This is a genomic window from Kistimonas ophiarachnellae (genome assembly GCF_057552235.1).
Genome location: NZ_BAAJPA010000003.1, coordinates 38,459 through 53,270, shown reverse-complemented (window position 1 = coordinate 53,270; position 14,812 = coordinate 38,459). Strand labels below are relative to the sequence as shown.

General features: G+C 55.4%; 9 protein-coding genes. 5 read left to right on the top strand and 4 right to left on the bottom strand.

Going from position 1 to position 14,812, the window contains the following annotated elements:
- The first annotated feature begins 29 nt into the window (after window positions 1–29).
- Genes AC27K1_RS04255 through AC27K1_RS04235 form a run of 5 tightly spaced genes read left to right on the top strand, consistent with a single transcriptional unit; the run spans window position 30 to window position 10,492 of the window.
- Window positions 30–2,099: a methyl-accepting chemotaxis protein gene (locus AC27K1_RS04255; protein WP_487148559.1), complete on the top strand. Its 2,070-nt coding sequence runs from the start codon at window positions 30–32 to the stop codon at window positions 2,097–2,099.
- 23 nt (window positions 2,100–2,122) lie between these two features.
- Complete coding sequence (locus AC27K1_RS04250; protein ID WP_487148558.1) at window positions 2,123–2,995, top strand: CheR family methyltransferase; 873 nt, start codon at window positions 2,123–2,125, stop codon at window positions 2,993–2,995.
- A gap of 37 nt (window positions 2,996–3,032) precedes the next feature.
- Window positions 3,033–8,984 (top strand): Hpt domain-containing protein, encoded by a 5,952-nt coding sequence (locus AC27K1_RS04245; protein ID WP_487148556.1) that lies wholly within the window; start codon window positions 3,033–3,035, stop codon window positions 8,982–8,984.
- Window positions 8,977–9,996, top strand: a complete 1,020-nt coding sequence (locus AC27K1_RS04240) for a chemotaxis protein CheB (protein WP_487148983.1) — start codon at window positions 8,977–8,979, stop codon at window positions 9,994–9,996. Before AC27K1_RS04245 ends, AC27K1_RS04240 begins: the two co-directional genes overlap by 8 nt.
- A gap of 31 nt (window positions 9,997–10,027) precedes the next feature.
- On the top strand, window positions 10,028–10,492 hold the full coding sequence (locus AC27K1_RS04235; protein WP_487148554.1) for a chemotaxis protein CheW: 465 nt from the start codon (window positions 10,028–10,030) through the stop codon (window positions 10,490–10,492).
- A gap of 15 nt (window positions 10,493–10,507) precedes the next feature.
- Here AC27K1_RS04235 and AC27K1_RS04230 read toward each other — a convergent pair whose 3' ends face one another.
- The 4 genes from AC27K1_RS04230 to AC27K1_RS04215 form a co-directional block, all read right to left on the bottom strand.
- Entirely contained in the window at window positions 10,508–11,368 is an 861-nt protein-coding gene (locus AC27K1_RS04230) for an alpha/beta hydrolase (protein ID WP_487148553.1), read from the bottom strand.
- 12 nt (window positions 11,369–11,380) lie between these two features.
- On the bottom strand, window positions 11,381–13,240 hold the full coding sequence (locus tag AC27K1_RS04225) for an Lnb N-terminal periplasmic domain-containing protein (protein ID WP_487148551.1): 1,860 nt from the start codon (window positions 13,238–13,240) through the stop codon (window positions 11,381–11,383).
- Window positions 13,241–13,344: 104 nt separating this feature from the next.
- Window positions 13,345–13,830 (bottom strand): DUF3015 domain-containing protein, encoded by a 486-nt coding sequence (locus AC27K1_RS04220; RefSeq protein WP_487148550.1) that lies wholly within the window; start codon window positions 13,828–13,830, stop codon window positions 13,345–13,347.
- Window positions 13,831–13,979: 149 nt separating this feature from the next.
- Window positions 13,980–14,708, bottom strand: a complete 729-nt coding sequence (locus AC27K1_RS04215; RefSeq protein ID WP_487148548.1) for a 16S rRNA (uracil(1498)-N(3))-methyltransferase — start codon at window positions 14,706–14,708, stop codon at window positions 13,980–13,982.
- Between the last annotated feature and the right edge of the window lie 104 nt (window positions 14,709–14,812).

Below are 14,812 nucleotides of genomic sequence, written 5' to 3'. Positions count from 1 at the left end.
ACTTCCAGGCCAGCGGGGGCCAGAGCGAAATGAAAGGCAAAGCAAAAGCAGCAAGCGGATCGCAGACAAACGGTGTCATCCTGACCCTGTTTGTTGTGCTGATCCTGTCACTGGTTGCGATGATCGGGGCGTTCTGGCTGATCAACAAGCAGTCAACGCAGGACAAGGAATACATCGCCCATGCGGGCGAGTTGCGGGTTCTGTCGCAGCAGATAGCCAAGAACGCCACGGAAGCCGTATCCGGTAAGGCCGAGGCGTTCCCCCTGCTCAAGCGGGCGCGGGATGAGTTCCAGCGACGGTACAACTACCTGCAGTCTGGCGATCCATCCATGAGCCTGCCGGCTGCTGGCGGACAGTCTCCCGTGGTTGCCGAACAGATGCAGGGCGTGACTGCGACCTGGAACCGTGTCCGGCAGAATAGCGACAGCATCCTGGAAAGCCAGGAAACGGTACTTTCACTCCATGACGTTGCTGCAACGCTGGCTGAAACCATTCCCCAGCTTCAGGTGGAATACGACGAGGTGGTCGAAATCCTGCTGGATACCGAAGCGCCGGCAGAACAGATTTCCGTCGCCCAGCGTCAGCCCTGGCTGGCGGAACGTATTGTTCGAAGCGTCAGCAAGGTGCTTGAAGGGGGCGAGGATTCGGTGATGGCCGCGGACAGTTTCGGTCGTGACGCCAAGCTCTTCGGCCGGGTGTTGAACGGGATGCTGGAAGGCAACATCGCCATGAATATTTCCCAGGTGGAAGATGAGGAAGCCATCGACCGCCTGGTGGAAATTGCCGACCTGTTTGAATTCGTTTCGGGCTCGGTGGACGAGATTCTGGAAACCTCACCGGAACTGTTCCTGGTGCGTGAAGCCTCCGACCAGATCTTTGTGAATTCACAGCAGCTTCTGAAAAATACCTCTGACCTGGCCATGACCTTTGAACATCTGGCCGACCAGCGTTCTGTGATCCAGGGTAATGAGCTGACTGTTGCCGTACCGGGTCTTGTGGCGCTGGGTGCGATCCTGTTGATTGGTCTGGTCATGGTGGGCGGCACCCGTCGTCGTCTGGCTGAAACCGCTGCCAGCAATGAAGCCAACCAGGCCGCGATCCTGCGACTGCTGGACGAACTGGCCGACCTGGCCGATGGTGACCTGACCGTTACCGCGACCGTCACCGAAGATTTCACAGGTGCGATTGCTGACTCCATCAACTTCTCCATCGAGCAGCTCCGGGCGCTGGTTAACACCATCAATGATACCGCGGTGCAGGTTGCCAGCGCGGCGGATGAAACCCAGACCACGGCGAAACACCTGGCCGAGGCCGCGGAACACCAGGCGCAGGAGATTGCTGGCGCCTCGGCGGCGATCAACGAGATGGCGGTTTCCATCGACCAGGTATCCGCCAACTCGTCCGAATCCGCGGCAGTTGCGGAACGGTCGGTTGACCTGGCCAACAAGGGTAACGAGCTGGTACAGAACACCATCTCGGGCATGGATACCATCCGTGAGCAGATCCAGGACACCTCGAAGCGGATCAAGCGACTGGGTGAATCGTCTCAGGAAATCGGTGACATCGTCTCCCTGATCAACGACATTGCCGATCAGACCAACATTCTGGCATTGAATGCCGCGATCCAGGCCTCCATGGCCGGAGAAGCAGGCCGGGGCTTCGCGGTGGTTGCGGACGAAGTTCAGCGGCTGGCAGAACGGGCATCGGCGGCGACCAAGCAGATTGAAGGCCTGGTTAAAACCATCCAGACCGATACCAACGAAGCGGTTATCTCCATGGAACAGACCACCTCCGAAGTGGTTCGGGGCGCGGGCCTGGCCCAGGATGCCGGTGTGGCGCTGGAAGATATCGAGCAGGTTTCCAACAGTCTCTCGACCCTGATCCAGAACATCTCCAACGCAGCACGTCAGCAGTCGTCTTCTGCGGGCCATATCTCCAATACGATGAATGTTATACAGGAAATCACGTCCCAGACGTCAGCGGGTACCAATGCGACGGCACGGTCCATCGGTAACCTGGCGACCATGGCCAGTGGTATGCGACAGTCAGTCGCGGGCTTCAAGCTGCCGGAGTCGCCGGTGGACTCACTGGAACCCTGAGCCTGATGCCGGAGTAGCCTGATATGTCCATGCCTGGTTGGTCAGTCCAGCCCGTACCGGAAATGACGCCGGAACAGTACGACAAATGGCAGAACCTGCTTGAAGGTCGTACCGGTAATCATTTCAGCTGGCAGCGTCGCTCTATTCTGCAGGCCAACCTGGCCGGCCGGATGCGTGAGCTTGGGCTGAATGATTATGACGTGTATTACCAGCGGGTCACGGCACCGGACGGATCGTTGGAATGGACGACATTGGTTGAACGACTGACGGTGCATGAAACCCGCTTTTTCAGGCATCAACCGTCGTTTGAATTGATGACGTCCTTCCTTGAAAAGCGTGTTGCTGAAAAACAGCACTCAGGTCTGGAGCTTTGGAGTGTCGGTTGTTCCACCGGCGAAGAAACCTGGTCACTGGCCATGACGGTTTGCCAGTTATTGCGTCAGAGTGAACAGGTGATTCGTTATAGCGTGACTGGCACAGATATCAGTCTCAAGGCACTGGCCCATGCCCGTCATGGTGAATATACCCGACGGCGTCTGGGTGATCTGCCAGCAGAATTACAGCAACGTTATTTCGAAGACGGTTCGGGCGAAACCCTGAAAATCGGCTCTTTGCTGCGGGAGCGCGTCTGCTTTACCCGCGTCAATGTGCTGGATCTGGAGCGGGCGCCCATGGGCAATATGGATGTCATTGTCTGCCAGAACCTGCTTATTTATTTCAGGACCTGGCGTCGGCGGATCATTCTGGGACAACTGGCGGAGCGACTGGCGCCCGGCGGGCTCCTGATTCTGGGGCCGGGCGAAATCACAGACTGGACGCATCCGGATCTGCAACAGGTTAACAATGATCAGGTGCTGGCATTTTACCGCCGGACTGGCGTGACCTGCAGTAAATAACTTAGGTGCGGCAAGGCTGCAACCAACGGGAGACATTATGGGGATGGGGGATCACCACGATTACGTCGCCCTGGACTGGGTGAAAGGTGAGATCAGTGACACCCTGACACAGGCGCGTCAGTCGCTGGAAGCGTATGTCGACAGTGTACAGTCTGGCGAGCAGGATGATACCCGGCTGCGTTTCTGCCTGAACTATATCCACCAGGTCCATGGCACATTAACCATGGTGGAGTTCTATGGCGCTGCCCTGTTGGCGGAAGAAATGGAAGCGTTGACCCGCGCTCTACTGGATGGCTCGGTCGCTAACCGGGATGAAGCACTGGAAGTGCTGATGCAGTCGATCCTGCAGATTCCCCCTTACCTGGAACAGGTTTACCGTGGTCGCCGTGACCTGCCGGTTGTGGTGATGCCGGTACTCAATGATTTGCGGGCTGCCCGTGGAGAGAGCCTGCTGTCTGAAACCTCCCTGTTCAAGCCGAAACTGGGTGTGCCGGTTCCCGCCGTGATTGGTGATCATCTTAAATCATTCAGAAACCCGAAACTGCCAGCCTTCCTGAAAAAACTACGCCAGATGTATCAGATGGCGCTGGTCGGTTATATCAAGGGGCTCAAAAACGAAGAGAACCTGGCGTATCTCCTGAAAGTCTCTGAACGGCTTAATACACTGCTGGAAGGTGCTCCGGCGGGAACGCTGTGGCCTGTGGTTTCTGCGTTAGTGGAAAGTCTGAAGGCTGGCGGCTGTAAAAATACGTCGACGGTCAGAAACCTGTTGCGACAGGTGGATGCAGAAATCCGTTGCCTGATAGAGGACGGTGAAGCGGCCGTGAACCGTGCGGCTCCCGAGGATCTGTTAAAAAACCTGCTGTATTACGTTGCCCGCTCCAGTTCTGATGGCGCAATGACAACTGCCATCAAGGCGCAATATCAGCTCAATGATGCCCTGCCGGATGAAAATACCGTTTCACTGGAGCGCCAGCGGTTGCAGGGGCCGGACAATGCGGCGATGTCTTCGGTCATTAAGGCAGTTTCCGATGAGCTGATGGCCGTCAAGGATGCATTGGATCTTTATGTCCGCAGCCCGGGCAATGACCGTGAACTGGTGAAAGCGCAGCTGCCGGTGCTCAGCCAGGTGGCCGATACCATGGGCGTTTTGGGGCTGGGCATGCCCCGCAAGGTGATTCAGGACCAGGTCGATATCCTGAGCCGCATGGTCAATGAAGATCACTATGACGGCAACGTGTTGATGGATGTTGCTGGCAGTCTGCTCTATGCCGAAGCGACACTGGCCGGCATGGCACAGGAAAAACCGGCTTGCGTGGGTGACTCTGCGGTACCGGAAGCGGACCTTGCCAGTGCGCATCAGGCCGTTATCCAGGAAGCCCGCAGCGGACTGGAGCAGGCAAAGGACGCCATTGTCGACTATATCGCATCCCAGTGGGATACCCGCTGCCTGGCGCCGGTACCTGATGTATTGGCCAGTGTGCGTGGTGGTCTGGGCATGATTCCATTGGAGCGTGCCGCACAGCAGGTGGCTTCCGCCTCTGTGTATGTGGAACAGGAACTGTTAAGTGGCCGGGCAGAGCCGGACTGGCAGGCGCTGGACACGCTGGCCGATGCGATTGCCGGGGTGGAATATTACCTTGAACGTCTCCTGGATGACCGCCAAAGTCAGGGCGATGTCATTCTGGATGTTGTCGATGAGAGCCTGAATCGACTGGGTTACCGTCCGGGGAGTGCGCCCGGGGGTGAGCCTTCCGACGAGATTGCGGAAGAGATTGTGCTGGCCTCTGATGAGCCTTTGATTGTCTCTCCTGGGCTGGTCGATAGTGCAACGGCAGAGCCAACCGATGACTGGATTGATGACGAACTGCTTGAAGTCTTCATAGAGGAAGCCCAGGAGGTTCGGGAAACCCTGGCTGAGTACTTCCCTCGTTGGCAGGCAGATCGTACCGATGCGGATTCACTGGCAGAGTTCCGGCGGGGTTTCCATACACTGAAAGGCAGTGGTCGCATGGTGGGCGCCACGGTTGTCGGTGAACTGGCCTGGAGCATCGAAAACATGCTCAACAGGGTGATTGATGGCTCCATTGATCCCTCTGATGCACTGGTAGCACTGGTTGATCGAGTGATTGCACTGCTACCCTCGACAATTGCCGCTTTCGCTGAAAAACAACAGATCTTGTCGCCGGATATCCAGTTCCTGATGGATGAAGCGGATTGTTATGCCCGCGGTGAAAGCTGGACACCCGTCGAACCTCTCCCTGTTGCTTCTGTGCCAGAGGGCGTCGATGACGGTGTTGCCGGGCAAGCTGAATCGGAAGCGGACCTACTGGATATTTTCCGCAAGGAAACTGTCGTTCATCTTCAGGTCATTAATGATTTTATTGCCGAATCCAATGAACGACAGGTTGCCCTGACTATAACCGACGAACTGCAGCGATCACTTCATACCCTGAAGGGCAGCGCCAGCATGGCCGGTATCACGCCGGTGGCAGATGTAGTAATACCGCTGGAAAAGATGGTCAAGGAATTCCAGGCGCACAATATCGTGGCAGATGAGCTTGTGCTGGCCTTGCTCAATCGTGGCGGCCTGTTGATACAGGATGGTCTGGATCAGTTGGATGCCAGTCCGCTGTCGCCACTGGCGGGGGCGAATGCACTCATTCATGAAATACAACTGCTGCAGTCTGAACGGTTAACGGATATTGATGAGAAAGAGCCGGTCCCTGGTCCCCGACAGGAGCCGAAGTCCGTTGCGCTGTTTCTGGCTGAAGGTGTCGACCTGCTGCTGGAAGCCAATGACACGCTGGCCCACTGGAATTATCAACAGGATACGGAGACTGCCCAGGCACTGCTCAATGCCCTGATTACCGTTAGCGGCAGTGCGAAGCGGGTGGATATTGAGCCACTGGCGACACTGGCAGACAATCTCATTGAACTCTATCAGCGTGTTCTGCAGCGCCAGGTTACGATGGATGACGATCTCGTACAGCTGTTACGGGATAGTCATGAACACCTGATTGCCATGATGGATCAGTTGGCCGCCCAGCAGACACCGACCGGTTCTCAGCCATTGCTGGATCGGATTGCGGTATTGCTGCAGGACAGTGTGTCGGCTGCGACTGATGACCAGGCCGATAATCAAAGGACCGTTTCTGTTGAGGCCACCGCAGCGGGTGATGTCGCGTCTGATGATATGGATCAGGAGCTGATTGCCCTGTTCCTCGATGAAGCAACGGATATTCTCGAAGCGGCGTCACGCGACCTCTACCGCTGGCTGGAATATCCGGACGACCATGGTTGTCTGCAGTCTCTCCAGCGTCACCTCCACACCTTGAAAGGTGGTGCGCGAATGGCAAGTGTCACCGCCATCGGTGATCTGGGCCATGAACTGGAATACCTCTATGAAGATCTGTGTGAAGCGCGGCTCGGTGTTTCACAGGAGCTGATCAACCTTCTGTTGCGCACACATGACACACTGGATGAAATGCTCAGTCAGCTGCGTTCCAACAATGTGTGTCGTTCAGCAGAAGACCTGCGAACCCTGATTCATGAATTCAGGGGCGGTACGACTGACGACGATCTTTCGGTAGACGATGCGCAAGAGACTGTTCAGGCATCAGTTTCTGAACCCGTATCCGTTTCCCTGTCCGATGGGCTGGATCCGGAGATGGCCGGTATCTTCCTCGAAGAGGCGACCGATCTGCTGGAACAGATAGAAGAGCAGATGGCTGCCTGGCAGTCCGATACGGCCAACATGATGCTGGCGGAAGAACTGATGCGGGCACTCCATACCCTCAAGGGGAGTGCGCGGATGGCCGGACTGGTTGAGCTGGGTGATGCCAGCCATCAGATGGAAGTGGTGATTGAAGCGCTGCAGCAAAAAGGGAGTATCAGTAAGGATGACATTCGGGCGCTGGCTTCAGACACAGAAACGCTTCAACGCCTGGTTGAGGGGATAGCCTCAGGCTTTGGGCCGTTTGATGAATCGATTGACGCTGTTCCTGTCCAGGCAATACCAGGCACAGCCAAAGCGATAGATTCAGACCGGAAAATTGCCGATGTGCTCTCGTTCCCCGAACCGGACGACCAGGGAGCATCTTTCATTAAGGCGCCGGCGTTTCTCCGTTCAGCTCAGACTCCCGGTAATACGACTGTTGACGTATCAGCCCGCGAAATGGTGCGGGTACCCGCGGAACTGCTGGAACAGCTGGTTAACCTGGCCGGTGAAACCAGTATCAGCCGGGCACGGGTAGAGCAGCAGGTCAGTGATTTCAGCTATACCCTCCAGGAAATGCACGACACCATCGAGCGTTTGCGCGAACAGCTGCGACGTCTCGATATTGAAACCCAGAGCCAGATTCTCTCCCGCCATGAAGGTGAACTGGCGGACCATCCTGAGTTTGATCCGCTCGAAATGGACCAGTATTCCGAACTGACCCAGCTGTCACGCTCGCTGGTGGAATCGGCTACGGACTTGATGGATCTCAAGGATGCTTTGGCAGACCGTAACCGGGATTCTGAAACCCTGATTACCCAGCAGGCCCGCATCAATACCGAGTTGCAGGAAGGGCTGATGCGGACCCGCATGGTGCCCTTCTCCCGCCTGTTGCCCCGTTTGCGCCGGATTGTCCGTCAGGTGTCTTCAGAGTTGGGTAAGGACGTAGAGCTCAGGGTGGAAAATGCCGAGGGCGAAATGGACCGTAGCGTCATGGAGCGGATGCTGGCGCCACTGGAGCATATGCTCCGCAATGCGGTCGACCACGGCATAGAAAGTACGGATGAGCGTACCCGTAAGGGCAAGCCCGCCACCGGTCAGATCAGCCTGGTCTTCGGTCGTGAAGGTGGTGATATTGTTCTGAGCCTCCGTGACGACGGTAAAGGGCTCAATCCCGATGCTATTCGGGAGAAAGCGCTGTCGCGCGGTCTGCTGGCAGCAGACGCGGAGGTGAGTGATGCTGATGTCACCCGGCTGATTCTTGAACCCGGTTTCAGTACGGCGGAGAAAGTCACCCAGATTTCCGGTCGAGGCGTCGGCCTGGATGTGGTGAACAGTGAACTCAAGCAGCTGGGTGGTCGTCTGGATATTCATTCTGATCAGGATGCTGGCACCACATTTGAGGTTCGTCTGCCCTTTACCCTGTCTGTCAACCGGGCGCTGATGGTGAACCAGGGGGAAGAGGTTTATGCCGTTCCGCTCAATACCATTGAGGGTATTGTGCGTGTCAGTCCGAAAGACCTGCAGACCAGCTATGACAGCGGTCATTATGAGTATGCCGATCGCAGTTACCGACTCCATTATCTCGGCGAAATACTCGGCAAAGGCCAGCCCTCACTGGGGCAAATGACGCAGGATGTGCCGGTATTACTGGTGCATTCCGGTGACACCAGTGTCGCGTTGCAGATTGATGGACTGTCAGCCAGCCGGGAAATTGTCGTGAAAAGCCTTGGGCCGCAGTTTGCGAAGTTGCCGGGTATTTCCGGCGCTACGATTCTGGGTGATGGTCGCGTTGTTATCATTCTGGATGTGGTGGCGCTCGCACTCAGGACGCTGGCGCGTACGGCGACAGCTGAAACCCGGGCTGAGCCTGTCGCTGCACCAGAGAGCCATGATGAGAAGGCCCTGATCATGGTGGTGGATGACTCGGTTACCGTCCGTAAGGTCACTACCCGCCTGCTGGGACGGCATGGCTACGATACGCTGGTGGCGCGAGATGGTGTGGAAGCTATGGCCCTGCTGCAGGATCAGCGGCCTGACCTGATTCTGCTCGATATCGAAATGCCGAGGATGGACGGCTTTGAGGTCGCTACAGCGGTGCGGAATGATCCCGTATTGTCGGACATACCGATCATCATGATTACGTCCAGAACCGGTACCAAGCACCGTCAGCGTGCCATGGAGATCGGAGTCAACGATTACATGGGCAAGCCGTTCCAGGAGGGGCCACTGCTGGAGGCCATCGAGGGACTGGTCAGTGTCTATGGCTGAGAGTGGCGGTGTCGGCATTATCGCGGATACGTCGCTGCAGCGGCATGCCATACGCACGCTGTTGATGGAGGCGGGTTATCCCGTTATTGCCACGCTGGCAACGGACGGGTGTACGACACGAGCGCTGGAAGATCGCCGGGTCAGGCTCTGGATTGTTGATCTGGAAGATGCGAATAATCGTGAATTTCTGCTGGAATCATTGCCGGACCTTTCCCGGGCGCCGGTGCTGTACGGCGTTGGCAAGGCGCCGGCCAGAAACACCCCGGACTATTCACGTTGGCAGCGTCGCTTATTAACGAAGCTGAAAACATTCATTCCGGTAACGTCAAAGCAAATAGCGGAGCAACCCAAAGGACAAGGCAAGGTTTTGCCCTGGCCTTTGAAGCCTGCTTCCCGTCAACGTACGCGGCATATAACAGCTGAGGAAGTCTGGGTGCTCGGTGCATCACTGGGCGGACCGGAAGCTGTGAAAGTCTTCCTGGACTGTCTGCCTGAAGATTTGCCGGTGGCCTTTATCTATGCCCAGCATATCGACAGGGCGTTTTCCCAGGTGCTGGCAGCCACGATTGCACGACACAGTCCGTTTGATGTGGTCACAGCCGGTGATGGTCAGCCGCTCCATCAGGGAGAAGTACTTCTGGCGTCGGTAGAGCAAGCCATGGATATTGATGACAAACAGCGGGTTCGATTGCTCGACAGGACATGGGGTGGCCCTTACAGCCCATCTATTGATGAGGTGATGGCGCTGACGCGTCTGGCCTGGCCCGTCAGTGGTGCGATTATCTTTTCCGGTATGGGAGAAGACGGTTTGGTCGAAGCTGGCCACTATCGACGTGAGGGGCTGCCAGTCTGGACGCAATGTATGGCTAGCGCAGTCAGTGATGTAATGCCGGGCGCAATAAAATCTGCCGGTTTCAGCGATTTTTCCGGTACGCCCGAGCAGCTGGCGCAGCAGTTGGTGAACCGCATTGCTCGCCAGAGTGCAGTAAAGCGTGAAGAATGCCCCGCATAACTCAGACAACAATAGTCAACAGGACAGGATCATGAGTCACAGCCAGGAAACCTTGTCAGCGTTACTTATCCCGATCTCGGGTAGTGCACTGTTGGTGCCGAGTGCGGCATTGGCTGAAATGATTCCTTTTTCAACGCTGGAAACACAGGAAGAAGGCCCCGAGTGGTTATTGGGGCAGATCAGCTGGCGTGATCAGACGATCCCGGTCGTTTCGTTTGAACGCGCCAATGGCGAAGCCCTGCCGGAAGGCCGGGATAACGCCCGCTTCGCTATCATGAACCGTGTCAGCGACAAGGGAGATCTACGCTTCTACGCACTGGTTGTTCAGGGCATACCCCATCCATTAAGTGTTGCACCCGCTGATATCTCTCACCGTGACAAAGAGCCCGGCGAATATGAGAAAGCCTGTGTCATTGTCCATGGAACGCCTGCTGTCATCCCCGATCTGGACGGTATTGAAGCAGGGATTGATGAAGCAATGAAGGTAGGCAGTTAAGCGTACCGCCAGTTTTTAATCGCGATGTTCCTGTAGAAACTGTAAAACGCTGTTCCGGTTTTCCCGCTGGCCAAAGGTCGCGATATGCGGCCCTCTTGCTTCCAGCCACTGCTTCTGTGTGTGGCTATTGTCGTACACCTTTCGGGACTGGGCTGTGGGAATGATCTCGTCCTCAATACTGTGAATGACCAATAATGGTTTTTTCAGCTTCTCAATATGTTGTTCAGCATCCCATTGGGCGGGTACCAGGTAGGTGCCCGGTAAGAATGCCCAGGTTTGCCATTGTCGGGACATGGCATAACGGGCCATGCCGGGCCAGCTGGCGAACGGTGCATCCAGTACCACAGCGCTGAACGCATCCTGTTGGTTGGCCTGGCTGATCCATGTGGCGCCCAGTGCGCCGCCGATGCTTTGACCCAGTAAATACAGGGGTTTTTGCTGAACACTCTCCTGCGCTAACAGCCAGGTGGCGGCAGCATCAATATCCTGAAAAATCTCGGGTAGTTTGGGTTTTCCGCTTGAGTGACCGAATCCCCGGTAATCAAGCATAAACACGTTATAGCCTTGTCGGGGAAGCCAGGCGATGCTGTGGATATGGGTACTGATATTCTCCGCATTACCGTGCAGGAACAGGATAGTGCCCAGTATCTCACCGGTGTCTGGATTGGGTTGGGCCGGCAACCACCAGTTTTTCAGGATAATGTTGTCACGGGTTTTCAACTCAACTGGCTGCCAGGCAAGGTTGAGTTGGTCTGGTGTCAACCGGTAACCACTTTCCGGAAAGAAGTAGAGTCCTGTCAGGCTTTGGCAGCCTGACAGTAAACTGGTCAACAAGGCCATGGTCAGTGTCAGCGAATAGAGCGTCTTTCGTTTCATTATCGTCCCTGATCAGAAATAGTGACGCCAGCTTAACGACAATTCGTAGTTATTGAATGAATCCTGGTCTTCATGGCGCACATCAAGGCGCAGGCCATTGTTACGGTTCAGTTCCCAGTGTTGTCCCAGGGTGACTGTTGAACGCAGCTCGCCGTTGAGAAACTGATCCAGTTGCCATTCCAGTCGCCAGTTGCCCAGAGGGTTGTGGCTGCTGAATCCGGTATTGATACCGGGCGCCAGTTGCATATTGCGGTCGAAGCCGCTGTTATGTTCGAGGCGCAGAGTTGCCAGTCCAAACCATTGGCTATTGGCGGTCACTGGCAATGTGATTCCTGCTCCACCGTTGATATGGGCTGCCAGATGCTCCTTGCCATCGGAGCCGGGCTGACGTTCAAGCCCTGTTTGAACTTGCCAGGACAGCGGCTTAAAGAACCGATCTCTAGGGTATTGGGAGCGGATTGAGATGATATCCAGCTGTTCAAGTTGCCAGTAATTGTCCTCGTAGCCCCTGATGCGCAGATCGCCAAAGGTGATCTCGGCGCCTGGAGGGAAGCCTTCACTATTATCTAAAAGATCGTGATAGGTAAAACGTCCCTGAAGCTCAACAAAATTCCCAAGGCCTTTGTGGTGGCCGGATCCCAGCGCCAGCATGGATGTGTCATGCCCCTGTTCCGGTTTCTCCGGTGCCACCGGTGGGGCGATGTTATGCGGCGGAAGCCGGTTGAGTCCTCGTAGCAGTGCCAGGCTGTTACCGGCGGTTTCTGGTGAACGAAACTGCTTGTTCACCTCATAACGCAGGTATTTGTAGGATGACTGGATCATCCGTGCCTGCCGTTGCGCGGGTAATTGGGTGACAGCCTCGCTATCGATTACGTCCGGATCCATTGCCATTTCGTAAACCAGGGCCTGCTCCGAAGGATTCAGGGGCGCCAGGTAGTGATGCAAAGTCGTGGCATTGGAGGGGCGATAATGGACGTTCTCAACCAGATCGGCATCCAGCACAGTTCTGACTGTATCCACAGGAATGGCTGCCACGGGAAAGTGGCTGGTCAGGTCGAGATCCGGCTCGGCCAGTTCAAGTAATTCCAACAGACGAAAGCTGCAGTTTTCATCAATGAAAAAATAATCAAAGCGGATATCCCGCAGTTCCCAGATATGGCTGCTGATAAATGCCGTCTGTTCGGGAGACAGATTTAACCGGTATTCCCAGATATCCCGGTTTTCCAGACGGTTGTACTCCTGTAGCTTCCGGTAATAGGGCATCATGGCGAACTTGCCCGGATAACCGCCTGCGACTCCTTTCCAGGCATAGAGAATTGAGTTGTCTTCTCCCTCCGGGGTAGCGCCAAAATTAACCGCCCAGGAAAGCCACAGGGAATCCTCCGCAATATTTTCCGAATCAAAGCGCAGGAAGGTATGTCCGAACATGGACGACGGGCTGTTCATATAAGCAGCCGGGAAAGCCAGTGTGACAGAATGCGCCTGCAGTTGTTGGCGCCAGTTGTCGTATTCGGGGCAGGACAGTGAGGGGAAGTCATAGCCCTGCTCCGCCAGCCACTGGTAGCGAGCCTGAAAATGGCAGGCTTTGCTATCGGAAACCTGTTCCGGTTGTGAGAATAACCGGATGGTTGCTGCCAGCTCAGCCCGGGGATTGTTATCCCCGTCGTTGCTCAGGAAAAACGCGGGATCATCCACATAACTGGTGTAACCGGAAGGGCTCATCAGGCTGGTGTGATAATGCCCGAGCTTGAGCCACATCGGGGAGCGCGCCAATGTTTCGATGGCAGGCGTGGCAAAGGTGGTCGTGGAAAACAGGCACAGCAACATGGCCGGTAGCTGCCTGACCAGGACGGAAATCGAAAAGCGCGACATGGATAGGGAGAACCGGTTGCTCTGTTATCGGACGAATGGGTAACAAGGGTATTCATAAGACAGTCGTCTATTAAAGACGACTGTCTTTTATTAGCGAAACGCTATCAGGATGCAATGTACCTGGACAGTTGCTCGTCATTGTTCATGACAACGGCCAGGTTGTTTACGACCTGATCAGCTGTTACGTCAGCACTGGGGAAAATCTGGTTGAAGTTTTCGTGGGTAACAGCGGCAAAGCGGGCACGGTCTTCCTGCTCAATACCGATCATAACGGCAACCGCATTCAGGGCTTCACCATTACCACGCGCCATGTCTTCAGACAGTTCGTCCATCATGTAGGAGACGTTGATCATCTTCTCGCCACGGTAGGTCAGCGGTGCAGAAGTCTGGCAGCCGTTGGTGCCGGAAGTCATACCGAAAGAGGCGTTACCGGAAGTGCCGTTGGTGGTATAGGCGACAACGTGAGTCGGCGTGCCGGACTGGCCTTCGAACAGCATGTTACCCCAACCACAGCTCGGACCGCCGGGGGCTGCAGCCATAACAGAGGAAGAAGCGGCAACCAGGGTTGCGGCTAAAACGATTTTTTTCATGAGAAATACCTAGGTGTGTTCTTAAAGGCGATTGCATCCTGCAGTCAGGGTATGGCCCTGTGCCTGCCAAGTGTTAGCTTTTTTGAACAAATGGTCAATTACATAAAATTTGTCGTTTACTTAGAAAAATTTGCCAGATTTAAAATGCCTCAATGCCAGTCGCCCCAGAGGTATTGAAGGACCGCGGCAGCGGCAACCGGCGCCGTTTCTGTTCGCATGACCCTTGGCCCCAGCGCCAGCGGATGGAAGCCCCGATCCTGAGCCTGTTCTATCTCATCTGTGGTCAAACCGCCTTCTGGCCCGATCAGTAGAGAGACCGACTGTGGGCGATCAAATCCCTTAAGTTGTTTTTCGGTGCGATGATGCAGCACAAAATTCAGGTCGGTTGTTCGGTTATTGAGCCATTCTTCCAGTTTTACCGGTGGATGAATGACGGGAACACGATTTCTGCCACACTGCTCACAGGCACTGATCGCGACTTGCTGCCAGTGTTGCAGCCGCTTTTCCTGACGCTCACTGTTCAGCTTGACCTCGCAGCGTTCACTGAACAGTAACGTGATATCTGTCACCCCCAGTTCAGTCGCTTTCTGGATGGCATAATCCATCCGTTCTCCGCGGCTCAGGGACTGACCCAGCTCGATGCGCAGCGGCGATTCATTGTCTCCTTCAAGTTGTTCAAGCGTTCTGACTTCAACCTGTTTTTTACTGACAAGGAGAACTTCAGCCTGCCAACTGCCCCCTTCACCATTGAACAGGATCAATGGATCTCCCGGGCGCATACGGAGCACCTTGCCAACATGATTGGCCGCACTGTCTGTAAGCGTAAACGCGGTATCTGCGCAAAGTGTTTGCGCGGTATAAATTCGGGGGTTTCTCATGTTGGTGCTTGATACATTACCACTTCACAATGGCTGTTATTTTATACCAACAATCATGTGATGAAATCATTAGAAGCGACATGAGTGGCAGCGTGATCAGGATA

What these genes read in the sequence shown, in the direction of transcription:
- AC27K1_RS04215 (WP_487148548.1), bottom strand. Translation starts at nt 14,708, where the DNA reads ATGAGAAACCCCCGAATTTATACCGCGCAAACACTTTGCGCAGATACC.
- AC27K1_RS04220 (WP_487148550.1), bottom strand. Translation starts at nt 13,830, where the DNA reads ATGAAAAAAATCGTTTTAGCCGCAACCCTGGTTGCCGCTTCTTCCTCT.
- AC27K1_RS04255 (WP_487148559.1), top strand. Translation starts at nt 30, where the DNA reads ATGAAAGGCAAAGCAAAAGCAGCAAGCGGATCGCAGACAAACGGTGTC.
- AC27K1_RS04245 (WP_487148556.1), top strand. Translation starts at nt 3,033, where the DNA reads ATGGGGATGGGGGATCACCACGATTACGTCGCCCTGGACTGGGTGAAA.
- AC27K1_RS04250 (WP_487148558.1), top strand. Translation starts at nt 2,123, where the DNA reads ATGTCCATGCCTGGTTGGTCAGTCCAGCCCGTACCGGAAATGACGCCG.
- AC27K1_RS04235 (WP_487148554.1), top strand. Translation starts at nt 10,028, where the DNA reads ATGAGTCACAGCCAGGAAACCTTGTCAGCGTTACTTATCCCGATCTCG.
- AC27K1_RS04230 (WP_487148553.1), bottom strand. Translation starts at nt 11,368, where the DNA reads ATGAAACGAAAGACGCTCTATTCGCTGACACTGACCATGGCCTTGTTG.
- AC27K1_RS04240 (WP_487148983.1), top strand. Translation starts at nt 8,977, where the DNA reads ATGGCTGAGAGTGGCGGTGTCGGCATTATCGCGGATACGTCGCTGCAG.
- AC27K1_RS04225 (WP_487148551.1), bottom strand. Translation starts at nt 13,240, where the DNA reads ATGTCGCGCTTTTCGATTTCCGTCCTGGTCAGGCAGCTACCGGCCATG.